This is a genomic window from Ilumatobacter coccineus YM16-304 (assembly GCF_000348785.1).
GTDB classification, from domain to species: Bacteria; Actinomycetota; Acidimicrobiia; order Acidimicrobiales; family Ilumatobacteraceae; genus Ilumatobacter_A; species Ilumatobacter_A coccineus.
Window position 1 is genome coordinate 692,621 of record NC_020520.1, and the last position, 20,505, is coordinate 713,125.

22 protein-coding genes are annotated in these 20,505 nt (G+C 68.0%); 9 read left to right on the forward strand and 13 right to left on the reverse strand.

What is annotated here, in order from left to right; genetic code table 11:
• The first annotated feature begins 66 nt into the window (after positions 1-66).
• A complete protein-coding gene (locus YM304_RS03195) occupies positions 67-471 on the forward strand; it encodes a cytidine deaminase (RefSeq protein WP_015440195.1) in 405 nt (134 codons plus the stop codon).
• An 89-nt stretch (positions 472-560) separates the two neighbouring features.
• Here the strand turns inward: YM304_RS03195 and YM304_RS03200 are convergent, their stop codons facing one another.
• The 7 genes from YM304_RS03200 to YM304_RS03230 form a co-directional block, all read right to left on the reverse strand.
• Positions 561-1,505: a methylenetetrahydrofolate reductase gene (locus tag YM304_RS03200; RefSeq protein WP_162142028.1), complete on the reverse strand. Its 945-nt coding sequence runs from the start codon at positions 1,503-1,505 to the stop codon at positions 561-563.
• A gap of 26 nt (positions 1,506-1,531) precedes the next feature.
• Positions 1,532-2,671 (reverse strand): glycine cleavage T C-terminal barrel domain-containing protein, encoded by a 1,140-nt coding sequence (locus tag YM304_RS23630; RefSeq protein WP_051071295.1) that lies wholly within the window; start codon positions 2,669-2,671, stop codon positions 1,532-1,534.
• Between the two features lie 140 nt (positions 2,672-2,811).
• On the reverse strand, positions 2,812-3,360 hold the full coding sequence (locus YM304_RS24520) for a hypothetical protein (protein WP_015440198.1): 549 nt from the start codon (positions 3,358-3,360) through the stop codon (positions 2,812-2,814).
• The gene (locus YM304_RS03215) at positions 3,357-4,661 is read right to left on the reverse strand and encodes a DUF58 domain-containing protein (RefSeq protein WP_015440199.1); all 1,305 of its coding nucleotides are present in this window, start codon (positions 4,659-4,661) and stop codon (positions 3,357-3,359) included. Before YM304_RS03215 ends, YM304_RS24520 begins: the two co-directional genes overlap by 4 nt.
• 82 nt (positions 4,662-4,743) lie before the next feature.
• Complete coding sequence (locus tag YM304_RS03220) at positions 4,744-5,718, reverse strand: AAA family ATPase (protein ID WP_041298822.1); 975 nt, start codon at positions 5,716-5,718, stop codon at positions 4,744-4,746.
• Between the two features lie 11 nt (positions 5,719-5,729).
• Positions 5,730-6,293 carry a hypothetical protein gene (locus YM304_RS03225; protein WP_015440201.1) on the reverse strand — a complete coding sequence of 188 codons (564 nt, stop codon included), beginning with the start codon at positions 6,291-6,293 and terminating at the stop codon, positions 5,730-5,732.
• Positions 6,290-7,012 (reverse strand): DUF4129 domain-containing protein, encoded by a 723-nt coding sequence (locus YM304_RS03230; RefSeq protein ID WP_015440202.1) that lies wholly within the window; start codon positions 7,010-7,012, stop codon positions 6,290-6,292. The genes YM304_RS03225 and YM304_RS03230 overlap by 4 nt, the downstream gene beginning before the upstream one ends.
• 121 nt (positions 7,013-7,133) lie before the next feature.
• On the opposite strand from YM304_RS03230, the gene YM304_RS03235 reads away from it, so the two are divergent.
• Positions 7,134-8,156 carry an isopenicillin N synthase family dioxygenase gene (locus YM304_RS03235; protein WP_015440203.1) on the forward strand — a complete coding sequence of 341 codons (1,023 nt, stop codon included), beginning with the start codon at positions 7,134-7,136 and terminating at the stop codon, positions 8,154-8,156.
• Positions 8,157-8,203: 47 nt separating this feature from the next.
• On the opposite strand, the gene YM304_RS03240 is transcribed toward YM304_RS03235, so the two are convergent.
• Complete coding sequence (locus YM304_RS03240; protein WP_015440204.1) at positions 8,204-9,562, reverse strand: MFS transporter; 1,359 nt, start codon at positions 9,560-9,562, stop codon at positions 8,204-8,206.
• Between the two features lie 211 nt (positions 9,563-9,773).
• Positions 9,774-10,271 carry a nuclear transport factor 2 family protein gene (locus YM304_RS03245; RefSeq protein WP_070105314.1) on the reverse strand — a complete coding sequence of 166 codons (498 nt, stop codon included), beginning with the start codon at positions 10,269-10,271 and terminating at the stop codon, positions 9,774-9,776.
• Between the two features lie 118 nt (positions 10,272-10,389).
• Between YM304_RS03245 and YM304_RS03250 the strand changes: the two genes are divergently transcribed.
• Together YM304_RS03250 and YM304_RS03255 are read left to right on the forward strand one after the other, a co-directional pair.
• Positions 10,390-11,862, forward strand: a complete 1,473-nt coding sequence (locus tag YM304_RS03250) for a carotenoid oxygenase family protein (RefSeq protein WP_015440206.1) — start codon at positions 10,390-10,392, stop codon at positions 11,860-11,862.
• On the forward strand, positions 11,859-12,314 hold the full coding sequence (locus tag YM304_RS03255) for a nuclear transport factor 2 family protein (protein ID WP_015440207.1): 456 nt from the start codon (positions 11,859-11,861) through the stop codon (positions 12,312-12,314). Before YM304_RS03250 ends, YM304_RS03255 begins: the two co-directional genes overlap by 4 nt.
• 55 nt (positions 12,315-12,369) lie before the next feature.
• Here the strand turns inward: YM304_RS03255 and YM304_RS03260 are convergent, their stop codons facing one another.
• Together YM304_RS03260 and YM304_RS24525 are read right to left on the reverse strand one after the other, a co-directional pair.
• Positions 12,370-12,672: a DUF1905 domain-containing protein gene (locus tag YM304_RS03260; protein WP_015440208.1), complete on the reverse strand. Its 303-nt coding sequence runs from the start codon at positions 12,670-12,672 to the stop codon at positions 12,370-12,372.
• A 49-nt stretch (positions 12,673-12,721) separates the two neighbouring features.
• On the reverse strand, positions 12,722-13,717 hold the full coding sequence (locus YM304_RS24525) for a fatty acid desaturase family protein (protein ID WP_041297947.1): 996 nt from the start codon (positions 13,715-13,717) through the stop codon (positions 12,722-12,724).
• Positions 13,718-13,744: 27 nt separating this feature from the next.
• Here YM304_RS24525 and YM304_RS24530 point away from each other — a divergent pair, with 27 nt between their 5' ends.
• Positions 13,745-14,533: a hypothetical protein gene (locus YM304_RS24530; protein ID WP_041297948.1), complete on the forward strand. Its 789-nt coding sequence runs from the start codon at positions 13,745-13,747 to the stop codon at positions 14,531-14,533.
• A 148-nt stretch (positions 14,534-14,681) separates the two neighbouring features.
• Positions 14,682-15,311, forward strand: a complete 630-nt coding sequence (msrA, locus tag YM304_RS03275) for a peptide-methionine (S)-S-oxide reductase MsrA (protein WP_015440211.1) — start codon at positions 14,682-14,684, stop codon at positions 15,309-15,311.
• A 93-nt stretch (positions 15,312-15,404) separates the two neighbouring features.
• Here the strand turns inward: msrA and YM304_RS03280 are convergent, their stop codons facing one another.
• Entirely contained in the window at positions 15,405-16,313 is a 909-nt protein-coding gene (locus YM304_RS03280) for an LLM class flavin-dependent oxidoreductase (RefSeq protein WP_015440212.1), read from the reverse strand.
• Positions 16,314-16,485: 172 nt separating this feature from the next.
• On the opposite strand from YM304_RS03280, the gene YM304_RS03285 reads away from it, so the two are divergent.
• Entirely contained in the window at positions 16,486-17,031 is a 546-nt protein-coding gene (locus tag YM304_RS03285; RefSeq protein ID WP_015440214.1) for a GNAT family N-acetyltransferase, read from the forward strand.
• Positions 17,032-17,220: 189 nt separating this feature from the next.
• Here the strand turns inward: YM304_RS03285 and YM304_RS03290 are convergent, their stop codons facing one another.
• Entirely contained in the window at positions 17,221-17,997 is a 777-nt protein-coding gene (locus YM304_RS03290) for a maleylpyruvate isomerase family mycothiol-dependent enzyme (protein ID WP_015440216.1), read from the reverse strand.
• Between the two features lie 89 nt (positions 17,998-18,086).
• Between YM304_RS03290 and YM304_RS21880 the strand changes: the two genes are divergently transcribed.
• Positions 18,087-18,734: a PadR family transcriptional regulator gene (locus tag YM304_RS21880; RefSeq protein WP_015440217.1), complete on the forward strand. Its 648-nt coding sequence runs from the start codon at positions 18,087-18,089 to the stop codon at positions 18,732-18,734.
• Between the two features lie 267 nt (positions 18,735-19,001).
• On the forward strand, positions 19,002-20,225 hold the full coding sequence (locus YM304_RS03300) for an HNH endonuclease signature motif containing protein (protein ID WP_015440218.1): 1,224 nt from the start codon (positions 19,002-19,004) through the stop codon (positions 20,223-20,225).
• Positions 20,226-20,505 lie beyond the last annotated feature (280 nt).

The window sequence follows — 20,505 nt, forward strand, 5'->3', positions numbered from 1 at the left end:
AGCCCCGAATCATCAGGTTCGGGGCTCCGTCGCGCACGGACCCCCGAGAGCTGAAAGGCTGAACCGATGACTACTGACGTGAACCTGCTCGACATCGCACGTGAGGCGAGGCAGAAGTCGTACGCACCCTTCTCCAAGTTCCGCGCCGGAGCAGCGCTCGAGACCACGAGCGGCGACATCGTCCCCGGCGTGATCGTCGAGAACGTCTCGCTGGGACTCGCCATGTGTGCCGAGCGCGTGGCGTTGTTCGCCGCCGTCGCTCAGGGCCAGCGCCCGGCGCGACTGGGCCTGGTCGCACCGTCGACCGACGGCGACCTGACGTGGCCATGCGGGGCCTGCCTCCAGGTCGCGCTCGAACTCGGTGGGGCTGAGATGGTGATCGAGGTCGGCAACATCGACGGCACCGAATCGGGCCGAGCCACCGTCGGAGAACTCATCCCGCGCGGCCCGAAGGTCGACGTCGACGACTGACGCGTGGTGTGGGTCAGTCGGCGACGCCGCTCGCGTGACGCAACCAGTGCCCTCGGTCGGCGTCGGTCACGCAAACCGGCGATGCGAGCTCAGGCGGTCACCGCGTCGACGACGCGTCGCATCACCCTGCCGCGTTCGACTGCGCCGCCCGACGTCGCCACACCCGACAGGTTGACGCCGGCGATCGAACCGGAACCGAGCAACTCGCCCGCCATCGCCACCGCCAGGTCGAGTCCCGTGGAGAACGGGTCGCTCGACGTGTGCATCGCATTCACGGCGTCGTCGGCGATCGTGAGCCCAGGGAACTGCTCGAGCGCCGCCATCGACGCCAAGTCGGTCATGACCGGTACCGGCGCGTACATCGGGAGCCGGCAGCCGAGCGCCGATGCCTGTTCGGCGAATGCGATGACGTCGGCGACCGGACCGCTGTGATTGAGCACGGCGATGTCGGCGCCCGCTCGTTGCTTCTCCACGAGACGGGCGGCGCGCTGGCGGGTCGGCTCGGCAGCCGGACTCTCGGCAACCGCGACTCGTCCGCCGCGCGAGCGCACTTCGCCGGCGAGCAACGTTCCTTCCGACACGAACGTCACGTCCGGGTGAGCGGTGAAGCGTGCGCTCGGATGATCTCCCGTCACGCACAGTACGGCCGCGACCCCGGCGGCGAGGAGACCGTCGATCATCTCGGCGCGCTCGTCGGTTGAACGGTCGCGTCCGGTGATCGTGGCGATGGTGGGCACGCCGGCGTCGACCGTGCGCTCCGCTGCAGCGACCCGGTCGACAGCCGGGGGATCATCGAGATGATCGCCGAGCAGGACGGCGACACCGGACGCGGCGTAGTCGTCGAGAACCTGCCGATCGACGCGATCGTCACCGGTCGGTCGATGGTCGACGAGGAAGCGGGGCAGTTCGATCGCTCTGGGTGCCAGCTCGGTGCCGGCCCACTCGACGAGTGGTCGGCCGACGAAGGGGCACGGCTCGTCGACGACCTCGCAGCCGCCGCCGGTGCGAACGCCGCCGCACGGTCCGTACCTCATCGACTTCGGACACGCGCCGAGCTCCATCAGCGGTCGTGGCCCGGCAGTGGCTCCTCGAACGGCAGCTCGACGAAGGTCAGCTCACACGCACCCGATGGCGGCTCGGCGCGGCCGGTGGAACCCGGCTCGACGTCGCGATCGACGAGGGCCAGACCGAGGTTGACCGCGAATCGCGGCGACCACGCCGCCGCGCGGAGTTCGCCGAGCGTCGTCGCTCCCGACGAGATCGGAACGGGGTGCGGCAACGTGTCGCGGCGCGGTCCGTCGATCACCACCCCGAGCAGTCGTCGTTCGGGTCCGGCGTCTCGGATGCGGCGGAGGGCGTCGCGGCCGACGAAGTCGTCGTGGTCGAGATCGATCGTGTCGCCCAGACCGAGTTCGAGTGGGTTGGCGTGATAGCCGGTGTCGGTGCCGTACGACAGCAGGACGTTCTCGATGCGTTCGGACGGGTTCGGCGCTGCCGGACCGATCCCGTGCGCTTGGCCGGCCGACGCGACGGCGGTCCACAGACGCGATGCGTGTCGAGGGTCGTCGAGGAAGATCTCGTAGCCGCCCTGCGTGCTCCAACCCGATCGCGACACCATGACGTCGAGTCCGTCGATCGTCGCCGACCGCTGTTCGAGGTCGTTCATCCCGTCGACGTCGACGCCCAGATCGGACATGACGGCCTCGGCGAGTGGACCCTGCAGCGCAAGGGTGACCGTGTCGAGTTCGGTCACCGAGCAATCGGCACCGCGCTCACGGGCGATGGCGTCGATCCACAGACGGATGTCGGCGTCGGCGATCGAGAAGTGCCACTCGTCGACGTCGACGTGGAACAGGATCGGGTCGTTGATGAGGACGCCGTGGTGGTCGACCATCGGCGCGTATGCCGCGATGCCCACGTCGATCTTGCTTGCGTCGATCGCGGTGACGTACTGGACGATCGAGTCGGCGTCGGGTCCACGTACCGCGACGTGGCGTTGCGCAGCGACGTCCCAGATCGTGACGGCCTCGGTGAGCAACCGGTACTCCTCGTCGGCGTCGCCGTAGCTCATCGGCAGCCACATGTGGTTGTAGCTCGACACGGCGCTGAGACCGGCCTGCACGGTGTCGTCCCAGAACGGCGATTTGCGAACTCGCGGTCCGATGGCGGCGAGCACCTCGACGTCGGCGGTGATCGACATCACGCACCATCCGTTCGAGGCGAGCCGACGGCCGACGCGACGTCGCCGTCGATGAGTGGGCAGTCGCATGTGTTCATACGGCCGGGATATCACGGGTCGCGCAGATGCCGCCACTCGTTCTCGGAGTCGACGGCCGCGCGTCAGGAGGGTCGGGCGATGCTTCGTGCTCGGACGATCGCCACACCGGCTGCGGCGATCGCCAGTGCGAGCGCGGTGAGCAGGCCGTTGCCGTCTGCGGCGCGACGATCGAACGCGAGCACGAGGACCCACACCACGACGGTGGCGCTCGACACCGCGCCGACTCGCCGGAGCCAGGCGGCGAGCGTGGCGGTCGGGAGCACGCCACCGATCGGAACGGACGCCGACACGGCGATCACCGAGTGATAGACGAGCAGGCACGTGCTGGCCACCGGTAGCCACGGCGTGGTCACGTCGTCGACGACCGCCAACCAGTGCCACACGACGATGGCGATCGTGACGTCGGCGGTGTGCGTGTCGGGTCGTACGGCCGAGGCGATGGCGAGTCCGGCCACCAGCGCGAGCCCGAGCGGCCACCATCGACCGTTCGCCCCCGTCGCTGCCAGCACCGCTCCGAGCGACGCCGCGAGCGCGAGCAGGCGGAGCAGCCACTGCTGTCGGCTCGTCGCGTGGATCTCGTCGATCCACTGCTGTAGTCGGGCGGCGTTCATCGCCGGGCCATCCGTGGAGCCGACGAGCGACGAGCGATCTCGCGCAGGAACGGGTCGAGGCTGCCCGGTCCGCGCCAGGCGATGACGGGGACGCCGACCTGTTGGACCAGGCGAACCTCGCGGCGCCGTTCGAGCAGACGGATACGCCACGCGAGTTCGGTGGTGGCGTCGTCGTCGAGGTGGACGTCGTCGGGCAGGGTGTCGATCACGGCCACGCCGAGGCCGCGACTCGCGATCGACGTGGCTCGTTGCAACGCCACCGGTGAGACGAGCGGCGACAACATGATGGCCAACGCGCCGTTGGGGACCATGGTGGGGGCGCGGCCCTGTGCCGAGACCGGCCGGTACATGTCGGGTTCCACGGTGGCCAGCACGTCGAGGATCCGACGCAGATGACTGCGGCCGCTCGCGGGTGGCACTGTCGCCGTGAAGCGCGAGTCGAGCACGCGGAGCGACACGCGGTCGCCGCGCAGCAGGAAGTACTCCGAGATCGCGCCGGCGGCACGCACGGTCGTGTCGAGGCTCGACGACGGCCCGTCGATGCCGCCGGACGGGCCGAAGTCGGCGAGCGCATCGATGAACAGCGCGACGTGCGAATCCTGATCGGCATAGGTGGCGGTCACGTGCAGTTCGTCGCTGCGCAGCGAGCGGCGCCAGTTGATGCGTCGGAGCCGGTCGCCGGATTGGAACGGCCGGATCCCGGCGAACTCGTTGCCGTCGCCGGGATGCGCCGAACGGTTGAGCCCGACGAGTCCGTCGGCCCGGTGCGTCGGCGACGCCGCGTCGAACACGTCGGGGAGCGGCAGCGTCGTGACCTGGTAGCCGACATCGAGGGACTTCCAACGGAACGCACCCCACGACGCGACGGAGACGATGTTGATCGGGCCGATGTCGTGTCGGCCCCAGTGCGTCGCCCGCATCGGAATCGCCACGGTGGCCGTCGGATCGTCGTGGCCGACGGCGACGGTGGCCACACCCGAACTCGGCTTGGCTTCGAGCCACGGACGCTCGGGGGCGAAGGCGATCACGTGATCGACGCCGCCGACGTCGGTCAGCTCAGCGGTCCAGGTCGTCGCCTCCCCCTCGCGCACGGCGGCCGGGCCGATGCGGCCGGCCAGGGTGGGGTTGCGTTCGGGGCGGGTCATGGTCGACCAGACCGAGACCAAGACGAAGGGCGCCGAGAGCACGAGCAGCATCGGGACGCGAAAGAGCAGCGCGACCGCGATGCCGACGGCACCGATGGCCACGGCCCGGAAGTGGGCAGGGCTGGCGCGCCACGGACGCTCGGTCGACACCGTCATCGCGTCGCCGCCATCACGTGACCGCCCTCACGTCGCCGCCCGGGATCGGTCGGTCATGCATGCACAGCCTCCGACACCGACGTCATGCGTTGTCCGGTTCGAGCGCGGCGGGGGTCGGCACCGACGCGAGCACCGCGGCCACGACCGAGGCGCCACTCGCGTTGCTCATCCACAGCTCGGGCTTCACCGCGATGCGATGAGCGAGGACCGCGGTGGCCACGGCCTTGACGTCTTCGGGCGTGACGTAGTCGCGGCCGGCGATGACGGCGAACGAACGGGCGACCAGCATCAGCGCGAGCGATCCTCGTGGCGACGAGCCCATGAGCACGTGGGCGTGGCTGCGCGTCGCCGTGGCCAGTGCGACGCAGTATCGGCCGACGCTCTCGTCGACGGTCACCTGCTCGACGGCCGCCTGCATGTCGAGCAGCGTGGGCGCGTCGATGATGCCGCGCAGCGTCTGCTCCTCGCGCTGTCGATCGAGTCGACGGTGCAGCACGTCCCACTCCTCGTCGAGCGTCGGATAGCCGAAGCTCACCTGGATCATGAACCGATCGAGCTGTGCCTCCGGCAGGGGGTAGGTGCCCTCGTACTCGACCGGGTTCGCGGTGGCGAGCACGTGGAACGGCGCATCGAGCGCGAACGTCTCGCCTTCGATGGTCACCTGTCGTTCCTGCATGGCTTCGAGCAGCGCAGCCTGCGTCTTCGGTGGGGTGCGATTGATCTCGTCGGCGAGGAGGAGGCCGGTGAAGAGCGGGCCCTTGCGGAACGAGAACTCGTTGACGCGCTGATCGAAGATGAACGAGCCGGTCAAGTCGGCAGGGAGCAGGTCGGGTGTGAACTGGGCCCGGGCGAAGTCGAGCCCGAGGGTCTGCGCGAACGACCGCGCCGCCAGCGTCTTGCCCAGACCGGGGAAGTCCTCGAGGAGGACGTGGCCTCCGGCGAGAATTCCGCTGAGGACCATGGTGAGCGCGTCGCGTTTGCCGATCACCGCCGTCTCGACCTCGTCGAGGATCGACCTCGCGAGTTGCGAGACCTTCGGGAGTTCGAGTTGCGTCATGTCGGGTTCCTTCACTGCGAGCCGGGGGCGGACGGTCGTTCGAGCGCTTCGATCAGTGCGACGGTGCGAGCGAGCGCTCGTCGCTGCGTCATCGATCGGCGAGCTGACGGGTCGGTCATGAACCGGGTGAGTTCGGGGCCGATGACCGCTGCTGCCGCGTCGGGGGCGAGTTCGATGTCGAGCCCGTGCTCGGCGCACAGATGATCGTCGATCACCGCGACGAGGGTGTCGCTGATCGCGAGTTCGTGCTCGTCGGGTTCGGCAGATCCGCCGCCCACCCTGCGGTTGGTGCGGGCGTTGCGTTTGAGCCGAGCCCGCAGCATCAGCACGCGACGATCGGGGCGCGAGGAGGTCGTCTCCCCCGAGCCGTGGTCGTGCCACAGCAACGGTTCGGAGGCGCTGCCGACGTCGACGAGGAGCCAGGTCGTGGCCGACACGATCAGCACGACGAACGCGACGAGCACGAGGCGCGGCTGCATACCGAGCAGCATCATGCCGACAGCGGCGGTCACTCCGACTGCCGCCGTGGCCCCGATGCGCCAGTCGACGCGCGACGCCGTCGCTCCGGCGGTCATGCGGACGGGCTCTCGACGGCGTCGAGCGCGTCGTCGTTCGCCGCGGCGAGGGTCTGGTGCAGGCGGTCGAGTGCGTCGAGGGCTGCGACGCGTGCCGACTCGTCGAGCGGATGGGTCGAGAAGCGCGCCTCTCGATAGAGCGCAGCGAGTTCGCCGATCGCTCGTGAGTCGACGCTGTACCGGGCGAGTACGCGCTGCGTGAACTCGGCCGACGTGTCAGCCGGATGCCGTTGCAACCCGACGCTCGCGACGTCGCGCTCGAGCCGGAGCCAGCACTGGACGATGGCGTTGCGCGGCGAGCCGGTCTGCAGCGTGGCTCGCTGCGCGGTGGCTTCGTCGACGATCGCCGCGGCGACGTCGGGCAGCGCTTCGAAGTCGTCGCCGACCACACGCTTGCGGAACCGCAGACGCGGTCGATGACGCCACGCCGCGATCAGAAGTGCGATGCCGATTGCGACCCCTGCGGTCACGAGCATCACGCGGAACACGGCCTCGATCCAGCCGGGGAGTTCGATCGGATCGCGATCGGTCTGCTCGGGTTCGTCGGTCGGTTCGAGGTCGAAGCCCGACGTGTCGATCTCGACCGGTTCCTGCGTCGGGGGAGCGGGATCCCACTGCGGTTCGGTCCACATGCCGACGCCGCCAGATGTGGCGACCGAGGCGAAGAGTGATGCGATCAGCAATGCGGCGATGACGATCGGCGCAACGCGTCGGTCCATGTACGGACCCTAGGTGCTGCTCGCGACGAGAGCACAGACGGCCCACCGGGCCCGACCGATGTGACGGCTCACCACTCGGGGCGTCTTGACCCGCCCTGTCGTTTCGGCGCAGGATCTGCGGATGGCGCTGCCGACCTTCGATCTGTCTCCGTTCGCCACCGGTCGTGAACTGCCGTCACCCGAGGCCGCGGCGATCGCACGCGAGATCGACGACACGTTGCGATCGACCGGCTTCCTGCTCGTGAGCGGTCACGGCGTCGCCGACGACGTGCGCGACGCATACTTCGACGCGATGCGGTCGTTCTTCGCGTTGCCGATCGAGAAGAAGGAAGAGATCGCGATCGGGCGCAGCGCCTGCCACCGGGGCTACGTCGGGTTCGCCACCGAGACGCTCGAAGGCGCACTCGCCGGCGACGAGGACGCGGTCGGCACACAACTCGCCGGAGACATGAAGGAGACGATCGACACCGGCATCGACCACGGGCCCGATCACCCGGAGGTCATCGCCGGCACGCCGCTGCACGGCCCGAACCAGTGGCCCGACCTGCCCGGGTTCCGCGAAGTGGTCGACGTGTACCGCGACGCGATGATCGAGGCGGCACTGCGGATGGAACGGGCGCTCTCCATGGCGCTCGGGCTCGAACCGACCTTCCTCGAAGGCCAGCCCGGCGAGACGATGTTCCACCTCCGGCTCATCCACTACCCACCGATGGAGACGCTCACGCCCGAGCCGGGGCAACTCGGTTGCGGTGCGCACACCGACTACGGCACGCTCACGTTGCTGGCCGACGACGGCAACGGCGGACTGCAGGTGCGGCAGCGATCGGGCGAGTGGACCGACGTGGTCGTGCCCGACGGACAACTCGTCGTGAACCTCGGCGACCTCATGGCGATCTGGACCAACGACCGGTGGGTGTCGAACCCGCACCGCGTCGTCAACCCGCCCGGCGTCGACCGGTACTCGTCGCCGCTCTTCGTCACGCCGCCGTTCCACCTCCGCATCGAGACGCTCGAAACGTGTCTCGCCCCCGGGGAGACCCCGCGCCACGAACCGATGGTGACCGGCCCGTACCTCCTGTCGCGCTTCGACGGGACGCACAGCTATCGCAACGAACTCCTCGAAGCACACAACAGCGCCACGTGAGCTGATTCGCCGATGGCGCGCTGAGTCGCTCGACGACGCGTGCCGGGTCAGGCCGCTCGGTGGCGACGGAGCCCGGCGATCGCGAGGAGCAGGCCGGTCGCGGGAGCGATCATCGAGATGATCAGCGCGGTGCGGTAGCCGCCGGTGAGCGACTGGACGAGGGCGAAGAGGGCGGGGCCGATCGCGCTCGCCACGACCATCGCGCTCATCTGCACGCCCGAGATCGAACCCAGGTGACGACGGCCGAAGACCTTCGGAATGGCGGCGGAGGTGAGCGCCGAGAAGCAGCCCTGCGATGCGCCCCAACTCACGATGGCGAGGCCGACGCCCCAGCCCGTGTTGAGGAAACTGACCGACGGATACATGATCAGTTGCGCGCAGGCCATCGCGGCGGCGATGAACAGCGGTGTTGCCCGGTCGAGCAGCCAGCCGGTGAGCAAGGTGATCGGCACGCTGACGAACGCGAGCGGCACGAAGATCTTGACGATCTCGTCGTCGGTCAAACCGAGTTCGGCACCGAGGTCGACGATGTGGAACGTGATCGCCGTGCCGGTCGACGACAGCGCGGCCACCGGGATCGTGAGTGCCCAGAAGCGGACGTCACGGATCGCCTGGGCCCGGGTCGCGTCGTCGTCGGTCCCGACCACGGGGGAGCGCTGCGCTGTCGGGGCGGGAGCCTCGCCGCGGGCTCGAGCGGCTCGCGAGCCCTTCGGCCCGCCGTCGATCTCGATGCCCGCTGCTTCGGGGCTGACTCGGTAGAACGTGGCGATGATCGTGGCGACGACGACCACGAGGCCGATGGCGAGGATCCGCCACGCGGTGCGGAAACCGTCGATGTCGATCAGTGCGAGGAGCAGCGCCGGCGCGACGGCGAACGAGAAACTGGTGAACGCGCTCGACATCGCGGTGACGAGACCGCGTTTGCGGTCGAACCACTGCGCGACCATCGTTCGTGACGCGAGGGTGAGCAGCCCCTGGCCGCTGAAGCGGAGGCAGCCGAACCCGATCGACATCACGCCGATGCCGACGGCGGTCCCCATCGGGCCGACCACGCTGAGGCCGAGCAGCGTCGACGCCAGTCCGAGGGTGGCGCCGAGTGCGACGACGCGTGATCCGTATCGGTCGATGGCCCGGCCGCCGTAGCCGAGCAGGGCGCCGCTCGTGCCGGTGCCGATGAGATAGGCGATGGCGAGTTGCAGCCGGGTCAGGCCGGTCGTGTCGATCAGGTCGTCGGTGAAGACGCTGACGCCGGCGGTCTGGCCGGGCACCGATGCCATCGCCCCGATCGTGCCGACGACGACGATGACCCAGCCGTAGTAGAAGCGGACGCGGCGCGGGTCGAAGGGCCGAGTTCCGGGCGACTTCTTCGATGGCTGCTCGACGTGTTGTTCGTCGGCCGTCAGCACGACGCCGTCGCTCGCAGTGAATCCATCGCCGTGCAGGCTAAGGCGCCCTCACCACGTTGGAGACGAGCAAGTTGGTTACATCGCTCCGGGAGCGATGTAACCAACTTTGCAGGTCTGGGCGCCCTCGCCAACGCTGATCGATTGCACCTGGGAGGGCGATGACCAGGGGCGGAGCCGAGAAGTTGATTACATCGCTCCGGGAGCGCCGTAATCAACTCTGGGGGAAGGGGGCGTGGAAGTCGGGGGTGACGTCGGTCGTGGGCCAGAGGAACTGGAGGACGCATCGGGCGATCTGCCAGTTGCCGTCGACCTTGCGGTAAGTCTCGTCGTAGACGCCCACGACCACGATCGGTTCGCCATCGGTCGGGGTCTCGGTGACGATGTCGATGAGGTAGGAGCGGCCGATCGCCGAGTCGGGGCCCGTGACTTCGACCCAGTGGTCGGTGGTGGCGTGCAGCGCGTAGAAGGGGATGCCGTCGTGATGCTCGGCGTCGACCTTGGCGAAGTTGGTGCGGATCTCGTCGCGGCCGTGCCACTCGCCGAACTTGCCGAACACGCACACGGCGTCCTCGGTGAAGATCTCTGCCAGTTCGTCGATGCGCCCGGCGTCCATCAACTGCGAATACAGCAGCTTCACCTTGCGGATGTCGTCTTCGACGAGCAAGCGGCGCAGGCGTGCGATCTCGTCGCTGGTCAGGGCGTCGGTCATCGCGCGAACGTACATCGGTGCTGATCGGTGGCTGCTGGCGGAGCGCGGCGGAGTGCAGCGCCGAGCGAGCGTCGGCGGTGACTGGGCACCGGGGGTTCGCGTGCGTCAGTATTCGTGCATGCCGGTGAACGTCGTCAATCGAGTGACCCCCACGATCACCCCGAACGATCATCCCTACATGAACGGCGCGTGGACGCCGCAGTACGAGGAGGTCGACGCCACCGAGATGGAGGTGATCGGTGAGATCCCGACCGACCTCGACGGGATCTACGTCCGCAACACCGAGAACCCGGTGCACGACGCGATCGGGATCTACCACCCGTTCGACGGCGACGGCATGCTCCACACGATGTCGTTCCACGACGGCAAGGCGACGTACCGCAACCGGTTCGTCCGCACCGAAGGGTTCCTCGCCGAGCAGGAAGCCGGCCACGCGATCTGGACCGGGCTGACGGGCAACCCGAAGAAGTCGCTGCGACCCGGTTGGGGCGCACGCGGTGGCATGAAGGACGCGTCGTCGACCGACGTGGTCGTGCACGCCGGCGAGATCCTGTCGACCCACTACATGTGCGGCGAGGGCTACCGCTTCGACCCCGACACGCTCGACCAGATCGGCACCGCCAACTGGGTGCCGCCCGAAGGCGTGTCGGCGCACCCCAAGGTCGACCTGGCGACCGGTGAGCTGCTGTTCTTCAACTACGGCAAGCAGGCGCCGTACATGCACTACGGCGTCGTCGGTGCCGACCGCAAGCTCAAGCATCTGATCCCGATCGAGTTGCCCGGGCCGCGCCTGCCGCACGACATGGCGTTCACGAAGAACTTCTCGATTCTCATCGACCTGCCGTTCTTCTGGAACGAAGAACTGCTCGAAGCGGGATTCCACGTCCCGACCTTCCACGACCACCTGCCGACCCGCTTCGCCATCGTGCCGAGGTTCGGTCAGCCGAGCGAGATCCGTTGGTTCGAAGCCGACCCGACCTTCGTCCTCCACTGGATGAACGCGTACGAGGAGGGCAACGAGATCGTCCTCGACGGCTACTTCCAGGAGGACCCCGACCCGGCCCCGCTCGACGTGCCCGGCATCGACCCGCGGCTCGGCAAGCTGATGGCGGCGATCGACGAGCACTCGTTCAAGCCCAAGCTGCATCGTTGGAGGTTCAACCTCGACACCGGTGCGACGCGTGAAGAACACCTCGACGAGCGCAACCTCGAGTTCGGCATGTTCAACCAGCACTACGCGGGCGAGAAGGCTCGCTACCTCTATTCCACCACCGCCGAACCCGGCTACTTCCTCTTCAACGGCATGGTGAAGCACGACCTCGAGACCGGTGAGTCGACATCGCTCGCGTTCGGCGACGGACGCTTCGGCAGCGAGGCCCCGTTCGCCCCACGCGTCGGAGCGACGGCCGAAGACGACGGCTATCTCGTGTCGTTCATCACCGACGTGAACGAGGGCCGCTCCGAGTGTGTGATCATCGACGCACGCGACGTGGCGGCGGGCCCGATCTGTCGGATCATCCTCCCGCACCAGATCTCGAGCGGCACGCACGCCACGTGGGCCGCCCGCAGCGAGTACGGAGGAGCCCGATGAGCCAGCCTGGCAACCGAGCGAGCAGCAGCCCGCAGGTCGACGCGGTCGACGCGATCATCGACGCCTGGCGCCGTCACGACATCGACACGGTGCTCGACCAACTGCACGACGACGTCGTGTTCACGTTCGCCATCGGGCAGCGACCGGCGGTCGGCAAGGCCCGGGTCCGCCAGATGCTCGAGTTCCTCCAGGGGCACCAGACCCAGGTGCGGTGGCGCACGATCAACAGCGCCCAGAACGGCGACATGGTGTTCACCGAGGGCGTCGACGACTACGTCAATCCGGCCGGGCACCGAGTGCAGACACCGCACGCGACCGTGTTCGAGTTCGACGGCGACAAGATCGTCGCCTGGCGCGACTACTACGACCAGCGCCAGATGGAACAGGCCGAGGCCGGCGAACCGCTGTCGGAGTGGGGCGCTGCGCTCGTCGCCGACGATCGACCCGCGTAGCGAACCGCCGCTCGCGGCGAACGGCGCCGCGACGTGCGGTCTGCGGCCCGCGACGTCAGTCGATGATGACCGTCAACTCGACGCGGGCGACCGATCCGGCGACGAGTTGCTCGGCGGTGCGAATTGCCTTCTTCACCGGCAGGACGTACGTCTCCTTCTCCTTCGACGGGAAGATGGAGGTCTGCCAGGTGCTGGAACCGATCGTGACCTCGACGCGGACCGATCCGAATCCGGCGGCGCTCCGACCGAACCGTTCTTCGATGTCGTCGGCGTCGGACTCCGGCACGTCGAGGAAGAACCACGAGGTCTTCGACGTCCACTCCCACAGTTCGGAATCGAAGGAGTAGACAGCGGACATGCACCGATCGTAGGCGCCGGTCGGCCGGTGGTGCGGCGGGCGATCCGGGTCAGAACTCGAGCATCGACGACTGACCGGACCCGGCGCCGGCGAGGTCGGGTTGCTTCACCGTGCCCGAACTCGCGGCCTTCCAGAAGGCGCGGTAGCTCGGGTACTCGAGCTCCTCGATCACCCAGCCCGATGCGACCAACTCGTCGTGCAGGCGCGGCAGGTTGCGCCACGGCACACCCATGTCGACGTGATGCGCGAGGTGCCACCCGGTGTTGTACGGCACCATCCAGATGCGCGCGATCAGCGACTGGCGGATGACGTGGGTGGTGAGGCGGCGGTCTTTCGAGCGGATCATCCCGCCGTGTTCGGCGATCGCGCGAAGCCGGTTCGACACCCGCCACAACGTCGACCACGACACGATCCACACCACGTACATGAGTGGGCGCATCACGGCCAGCGACGCGCCGAGCATCACGGCTTGGACGGCGATGATCTGGCGCGCTTCGAGGGCGCCGCCGCGTGCGGCACGCCACAGCCCACGGAAGTTCTTGTACGCACTCACGCCGGTGGCATCGCGGCGCAGCTTGCGGCGCCACGAGTCGGGCGGCACCGGGTAGCCGCTGTAGAGCACGAGGTCGGGTTCTTCGGGCCCCATCTCGTCACGGTGGTGGGCGAAGTGGGCGCGGCGGTATCCCTGCATCGCCTGATACGTGGGGTAGCCGAGGATCCAGCGGCCGACGAAGTCGTTGACGGCACGGTTGGAGAACAGCAGGCGGTGCGCCGCTTCGTGTCCGAGGATGTTGAGGCCGACGTGGCCGCGAGCCATGACGACGAACGCGAGGAGGTAGGCCCACCACGTGTTGACGTAGCCGGCGAGGATGACCGACCCGAACGACACGGTGACCGCGCCGATCACCGTGAGCACGTTGGCCGCATTGTTGATCCGGCGGAGCTCGTCGCGCAGCCCTTTGGTGGCCATGCCGCGCTCGTTGAGCCGATCGGTCGGCAACACATCGGGAAGCAGTTCGTCGCTCGGGACCATCGTCGCTGCCATGCGGTGATGATACAGTCTCTGATCGTTGTGAGCAAGATCGGTAACATCAGCCCGGATGTGGAGGCGCTCGGTCTCGAGTCGCTCAGTGCCCGTTCGATCGTGCTGTCGGTGCTGCTCGGCACGCATCCGCCGACGCTGTCGGCGCGTCGGCTGATCGCCCTCACCGAACTGTTCGGCATCCGATCGGGCACGGTTCGCACGGCCCTGTCGCGCATGGTGGCGAACGGCGAGTTGCTGGTCGACGACGCCGACTACTCGCTCGGCCCGCGCCTGCTGCTCCGCCAGCGTCAGCAGGACGAAGGTCGCAGCACACCGACCGACGAGTGGGACGGCCGCTGGTACACCTCGATCGCCGTGGCGAGCGGCCGACCGATCGCCGAACGCCGAGCGTTTCGCGCGGCGATGGTCGGGGCCCGTCTCGCCGAGTTGAAGCCCGACATCTGGATGCGTCCGGCCAACACTGCGCCACCCGACCGACCCGAAGACGTCGTGCTGGTGACCGGCGAGTTGACGGCCGACGACCCGTCCGACCTCGTCGAACAACTGTGGCCGCTCGCCGAGATCGAACAGCGGTCGCTCGACCTGCGCTCGGCGCTCCTGCGGCACCGCGCCTCGCTCGACGCCGACGACCCGTCGGTGCTGCCGAACACGTTCGTGCTGTCGGCCGCGGTCGTGCGCTTCCTCCGCGTCGAGCCGCAACTGCCGAGCGAACTGCGACCCGCGTCGTGGGCGCCGCCCGGTCTGCGCGACGACTACGACGAGTTCGAAGCCGCCTTCCAACGGTTGCTCCGGTCGTTCCTCCGCACCATCGGCTGACCTCCGACCGAGTTGGTTACGGCGCTCCCGGAGCGATGTAGCCAGCTTCGCGACGCGGGAGCGGGCATGAAATCGACGCGTGGATGGTTGTATGTGGTCACGGCACCGATCCGGGTGCCCTCCATCGAAGACGAAGGGAACCGCCATCATGTTCCGCAAGAAGCCCGCACCGCCCCCAGCCCCCGAAGAGTGCCTGCCGGGGCGCGACACGCCGATCTCCGTGCCCGCCGAGCATTTCGTCAACGGCAACCCACTCGTCGGCCCGTGGCCCGATGGTCACGACACGCTCGTCGTCGGCATGGGCTGCTTCTGGGGCGCCGAACGCTTCTTCTGGCAGATGGACGGCGTCTACACCACGGCGGCCGGGTACGCCGGTGGCACCACGCCCAACCCCACCTACGAAGAGACCTGCACGTCGATGACGGGGCACACCGAGGCGGTGCTGATCGTGTTCGATCCGTCGGTGGTGAGCCTCGAAGAACTGCTCGCGGTGTTCTGGGAGAACCACGACCCGGTCCAGTACATGGGTCAGGGCAACGACATCGGCAGCCAGTACCGGTCGGCGATCTACACCAACTCCGACGAGCAGTTCGCCGTCGCGCAGGCCTCGCGTGAGAAGTACCAGGCGAAGCTGACCGAGGGTGGGTTCGGTGAGATCACCACCGAGATCGCGCCGGTCGGCGAGTTCTACTACGCCGAGCCGTACCACCAGCAGTACCTCGCCAAGAACCCCGGCGGCTACTGCAACCACGGCTTCTGCCAGGTCTCCTACGCCTGACCACCCGCCAGCCCGCCGCTTGTTTCCCTCGGTCCCGGTCGAAAAGAAACAAGCGCTTGTTTCCCTCGGACCGGGTCGAAAAGAAACAAGCGGTCAGCTGTAGGCGTCGAAGAGTTCGGCGAGTGCCTTGTTCTGGCCGCCCGATGTCGACGACGGCACCAGGATCGGTGCGGTGAGGCCGGCGTCGAACCAGGCCTCGACGCCCTCACGAACTCGGTCGACCGGGCCCGAGAGCGTGCAGTCGTCGAGCCACTCGTCGCTCATCGCAGCGAACACGGCGTCACGGTCGCCGGCGTCGAGCGCGGCGCTCACTGCGGCCATCTCGGCGTCGTAGCCGGCGTCGATCCAGTAGTTGCGGTAGTTCGGCAGCGCCACATAGCCCTGCAGGGTCTTGCGGTTGCGAGCGCGAGCCGCCTCGATGTCGTCGTCGATCACCGTCGGGATCATGTTGCCGATCCAGAAGCCGTCGTCACGCCGGTCGGTCGGCACCAGCCCGATCGAGTGCTCCATCCGGCTGCGCGAGCCGTTGGCCCACACGGCGCCATCGCCGACCTCGACCGACAGGCCGACCATCTTGTCGCGCAGGGTGGCGAGCACGATGTCGGGCAGGTCGCCCATCTGCTCGGCGCTCGCACGCATCGTCGAGACGTACTCGCGCATGTCGCTCAGCGGCTTGCCGGTCTCGACGCCGAGTCGCTTGATGACCGGACCGTGCGTGACGCCGATGCCCAGGCGGAATCGACCCTCGGCGATCTCGTGGAGGTAGGTGGCCGACGTGGCCAACGCCATCGGGTGTTGCAGGTAGATCGGTTGGATCGACGTGCCGAACTCGATCGTGTTGGTGGCGTGGGCGATCGACAGGCACAGCCCCATCGCATCGCCGAAGCTGGGGCAGTAGATGCCGGAGAACCCGCGTCGCTCGATGTCGACGGCGAGTTCGACGGTGGTCGCACGTCGTCCGGGAACGGCGACGAGGGAGACGGCAGGCATACGTTCGGTCATGGCTCGAACCTAGTGTCGCCCTCCTCGCCGGTCGGCAGCCTCGGTGTCGCACGGATGTCGCCGCCGCCGCTGATCGTGACGGGATGCTCGCATCGGCGGCGCTGGCGCTGATTGCTCGCCGTCGACGGAAACGGCGGGGCAGTCGGCCGGTCGCCTGTGGGAAGCTCGGTCGATGGAGGAGGAGCACACACCGATCGTGATCCGGCCGGAGTCGTCGGATGACCACTCGGTGATTCGCGACGTGGTGGCTGCCGCCTTCGACTCAGACGTGGAAGCCGACCTCGTCGACCGGATTCGAGCATCACCCGAGTACGTGCCGGACATGGCGCTCGTGGCCGAGGTCGACGGCGACGTGGTCGGGCACGTGATGGTGAGCGGCGCCGTGCTGCGCAGCGCGATGACCGATCGACGGATCAGCATGCTGTCGCCGCTGTCGGTGCGGCCCGACCGCCAGCGAGCCGGCGTCGGCAGCGCGCTCGTGCGTGCTGTGCTCGCCCTCGCCGACGAGCGTGGCGAGCCGCTCGTGGTGGTCGAAGGGAGCCCCGATTACTACCGACGTTTCGGATTCGAACACTCGGCCTCGCACGGCATCGAGATCGACCTTCCCGACTGGGCACCTCCCGAGGCGGAGCAGGTCGATCTGCTGAGCTCGTTTGATCCCGACGACGCGACGCTCCGCGGCAAGGTGATCTATCCCCCGGCCTTCGATGGTGTGTGAGCGCCGGCGTGGACACTCGGAGCTGCCGTCTCACTCGTCGTCATCGCCTGCACCGCGCCGTCCGTGGATGCCGATCTGCCGTCGAGCACGTGTTGAAATCGGCCTGCCCGAGACGTGCGTCATCGGTTGCGACGAGGTCGTCATCGTCCCGTCCGACGCCGTCGACGGACGGCCCGTCGGCTGCCTCGGCTAGCTCCAGCGGACGCGGAAGTTCTGGTTCCAGAAGTTCATGATGTCGGTGTCTCCGCGCATGTCGATGCTCGACCCAGGTGTGCGATTCCAGAGCCGGACGTAGAGGTCGGATGCCGTTCCGGAGAGCGTGAGGTCGGCTGAGTCACCGTCGCGTGAGGTCGTGATGGCTTCGGAGCTCATGGTGACGTACCAGTGCTCGCCGGTGTCTTCGGCGTGCACGTGAACCACCTGTGGGCGATCGATGTCGAGCGAGCGCGGGCGTGGGGTGAATCCACAGAGGAGTTCGTCGAGCATGTCGGTGGCGAAGTGGGGAGCAAAGTGCGCAGTGATGCCGCGCGCCTGCTGAGCGTCGAATCGGTGAATCGCGATCTCGCTGGCCTGTCGGCGGGCCCACATGGTGAGCGGTGTCGGCGCCGGGAGGAACGTGAAGGCGGCGACGTCGTCGGGTGCTGACGTCAGCACCTCGATCAGGTTGTCCAGGGTGTCGCGATACCAGGCGACCAGCTCGGTGTCGGCTGGATACTGGCCGCCGTTCGCGAGGTCCGGCCAGTACCGGACCAGGTCGGGGAGTTCGTCGACGTCGAGCCAGTCCGACTCCGGAAACGCCACGTTTGCCGCAGCCCACAGGTGGATCATTCCGAGGTGACGCACGAGGTCGCCCATGTCCCAGTCGGGACAGGGTGCGATCCGCGCGCTCAGCTCGCCGTGCTCAGCGGTCGAGGCGAACAACTCGCCCTCCGTGGCCACGAATCCGATGTAGTCCGTTACGTCCATGTGCTGTCCACTTCGTTGGCTGCCGAGCAGCGATCGAATACTGCAACTTGCATGATGGACTTTACTGCATCATGCAGTAAAGTCAAGACGTGCCTTCGCGTCTCACCCCATCGTCGTACGCCGTGCTGGGGCTGCTCGCGATCCGGCCGTGGACCGGCTATGAACTCACACAGCAGGCAAAGCGGAGCCTGCGCTTTGCCTGGCCCAAGTCTGAGCGGTTGTTGTATGCCGAGCCGAAGAAGCTCGTCGCGCACGGGCTCGCCAGCGCGCACCAGGATTCGGTGGGCCAACGCAACCGCACCATGTACACGATCACCGATGACGGCCGGACAGCGCTGGGAGCGTGGATGGGAACCGTGCCGCAGCCCCCGGTGTTCGAAGCCGAGGCCCTGGTGCGGCTGCTCTTCGCCGAGAACGGCAGCGTCGACGACCTCGCGGCTGCACTCGATCAGATGGCCGCCGACGCCGCCGAGATGCGCGAGCAGGTCGCCACGATCAACGCGGGTTACCTCGACGGTCAGCACCCGTTCCCGCAGCGAACGCACCTCTCCGTGCTCTTCGCCACGTTCCAGCTCGAGCTGTTCGACCTGATCGTCCGATGGGTGGACTTCGCCAAGGCCGAGATCGCGGGGTGGCCCACGACGGAGGGGCTGGGGATGACCGATCGGACCGAGGCCATCCTCGACAACATCAAGCAACAACGATCCCTCCTCGAAGCGCCGCCCACCACGCGGTGACGGATTGGACCGAGGGGCTGGGAGTCGGGGAGTCGAGGGGACCCGGCGACCGCCGTGGGATGCGCCGCCACTCCGCGGTCGCGTCGTGGCCGATGTCTGCACCGGAGCGTGACGTGTTGCGTCGTGTTCGCTCTCGTCGTCCCCCTGCGTTGCCGGGCTGAATGTGCAGGGGTCGGTGGGGGTGTGAGGAGGCGAGCCGTGGTTCGCCGCGGCCGGAACGGGCACGTTTCTCCAACTCTGTAGCACCCCTGTCGTACACTTGTTCGTATGACTCCGGGGGCGATCTTCGAGCGGGCGCAACGCATCGCTCGGGTGCGCGGCGATGCGGCGGCTGGGTCGCCGGCGATCCGTCGGGCGATGGTCGACGCTCGCGAAGTGAAGGCATGGGTCGATGCGCAGCTGGCCGGATTGATCGGCCAGCTGTCCGATGTCGAGGCCTTTCCGGAGGCAGCGATCGCCGACGCCGCGCGATGCTCGCTGGCTCAGGCGAACAAGGATCGCGAGCGCTCCGACACGTTGGCGGAGACTCCGGGGATGGCCGACGCGTTGGGCGACGGTGCGATCACCGCCGGCCATGTCGATGCGGTCACGCGCGGATCGAAGAAGCTCGACGGGGAGCAGCGCGAGGAGTTCATCGAGCGAGTCGAGGCACTGGTCGATGTCGCCGCAGCGGCAACGGTCGACCAGTTCTCGAAGCGGCTCGATCTCGAGATCCGTCGGCTGCAGTCGGAGTCGGGCGAGGAGCGACTCACCCGGCAGAAGCAGCGCGTGCGAGTGTCGACCTGGACCGACAACGACGGCATGTGGAACATCCGCGGATGCTTCGACCCGGTCACCGGCATCGCGCTGACGTCGAAGCTCGACAACGCGATCCAATCGTTGTTCTCCGAGCGGGTCCCCGAGCACTGTCCGTCTGACCCGGTCGAGAAGAACAAGTTCCTCGCCGCCCACGCACTCGCCCGACTCGTCGAGGGCAGCGCCGGATCGGGGCAGGCCGGACGCCCGGAGTTCGTCGCGGTGATCGATGCAACCGAGCCGGTCGGCGGCGGTGCCGACGGGCCGCGGGTCGACTGGCCGATTCCGGTCGAGGTGCCGGGTCGTGTGCTCGCGGAGATGATCGGCACCGATGACGTGGCGGGCGTTGTCGTCCGCAACGGCGTCGTCGTGCATGCGCCGGGCCGCCTCGATCTGGGTCGGGCAACCCGCTTGGCCAATCGGGCACAGCGGCGAGCGTTGCGAGGTCTGTATTCGTGTTGCGCCATCCCGGGGTGTGCGGTCCGCTACGACCGCTGCAAGCTGCATCACATCGTGTGGTGGCGCCACGGCGGTCGCACCGATCTCGACAATCTGCTGCCGGTGTGCGCGGCGCATCACGCCAAGATCCACCACAGCGGCTGGGTCGTCGAGCTCGGACCCCATCGGGAGTTGACGCTCACCTTGCCCGACGGTCAGGTCATGAATACCGGCCCTCCCAGACGCAACGCCGCCTGAGTGCGGCGGTCGGACCCCGGCGTCAGAGTTTCAACGATCGGTCGGCGAGTTGGCGGCGACGCGTGCTCCGACCACGTCGCATCGTGGTTCGGCGACGTCGCTCGACCGCGCCCCGACGCAACGGGCTCCGACATGCCAAGCCATGACCCGATCTGGTCTGAACTGGCCGGGGGCCGACCGACCGGGATTGATCCGACCGGCCTGACGTGGGCTGGCCGGACTTGCTCGGCGACGATACGTGGGATCGGTCGGGAGTTCGGTTTCCCGGCGGGAGGTGCCA

Excerpts from the sequence above, each read along its gene's own strand:
- YM304_RS03230 (WP_015440202.1), bottom strand. The coding sequence starts at position 7,012 with ATGGACCGACGCGTTGCGCCGATCGTCATCGCCGCATTGCTGATCGCA.
- YM304_RS03220 (WP_041298822.1), bottom strand. The coding sequence starts at position 5,718 with ATGACGCAACTCGAACTCCCGAAGGTCTCGCAACTCGCGAGGTCGATC.
- YM304_RS03290 (WP_015440216.1), bottom strand. The coding sequence starts at position 17,997 with ATGGACGTAACGGACTACATCGGATTCGTGGCCACGGAGGGCGAGTTG.
- YM304_RS24520 (WP_015440198.1), bottom strand. The coding sequence starts at position 3,360 with ATGAACGCCGCCCGACTACAGCAGTGGATCGACGAGATCCACGCGACG.
- YM304_RS03300 (WP_015440218.1), top strand. The coding sequence starts at position 19,002 with ATGACTCCGGGGGCGATCTTCGAGCGGGCGCAACGCATCGCTCGGGTG.
- YM304_RS23630 (WP_051071295.1), bottom strand. The coding sequence starts at position 2,671 with ATGTCGATCACCGCCGACGTCGAGGTGCTCGCCGCCATCGGACCGCGA.
- YM304_RS03195 (WP_015440195.1), top strand. The coding sequence starts at position 67 with ATGACTACTGACGTGAACCTGCTCGACATCGCACGTGAGGCGAGGCAG.
- YM304_RS03200 (WP_162142028.1), bottom strand. The coding sequence starts at position 1,505 with ATGAGGTACGGACCGTGCGGCGGCGTTCGCACCGGCGGCGGCTGCGAG.
- YM304_RS03260 (WP_015440208.1), bottom strand. The coding sequence starts at position 12,672 with ATGTCCGCTGTCTACTCCTTCGATTCCGAACTGTGGGAGTGGACGTCG.
- YM304_RS24525 (WP_041297947.1), bottom strand. The coding sequence starts at position 13,717 with ATGGCAGCGACGATGGTCCCGAGCGACGAACTGCTTCCCGATGTGTTG.
- msrA (WP_015440211.1), top strand. The coding sequence starts at position 14,682 with ATGTTCCGCAAGAAGCCCGCACCGCCCCCAGCCCCCGAAGAGTGCCTG.
- YM304_RS03235 (WP_015440203.1), top strand. The coding sequence starts at position 7,134 with ATGGCGCTGCCGACCTTCGATCTGTCTCCGTTCGCCACCGGTCGTGAA.
- YM304_RS03225 (WP_015440201.1), bottom strand. The coding sequence starts at position 6,293 with ATGACCGCCGGAGCGACGGCGTCGCGCGTCGACTGGCGCATCGGGGCC.
- YM304_RS03245 (WP_070105314.1), bottom strand. The coding sequence starts at position 10,271 with ATGACCGACGCCCTGACCAGCGACGAGATCGCACGCCTGCGCCGCTTG.
- YM304_RS03255 (WP_015440207.1), top strand. The coding sequence starts at position 11,859 with ATGAGCCAGCCTGGCAACCGAGCGAGCAGCAGCCCGCAGGTCGACGCG.
- YM304_RS03285 (WP_015440214.1), top strand. The coding sequence starts at position 16,486 with ATGGAGGAGGAGCACACACCGATCGTGATCCGGCCGGAGTCGTCGGAT.
- YM304_RS03250 (WP_015440206.1), top strand. The coding sequence starts at position 10,390 with ATGCCGGTGAACGTCGTCAATCGAGTGACCCCCACGATCACCCCGAAC.
- YM304_RS03215 (WP_015440199.1), bottom strand. The coding sequence starts at position 4,661 with ATGACGGTGTCGACCGAGCGTCCGTGGCGCGCCAGCCCTGCCCACTTC.
- YM304_RS03280 (WP_015440212.1), bottom strand. The coding sequence starts at position 16,313 with ATGACCGAACGTATGCCTGCCGTCTCCCTCGTCGCCGTTCCCGGACGA.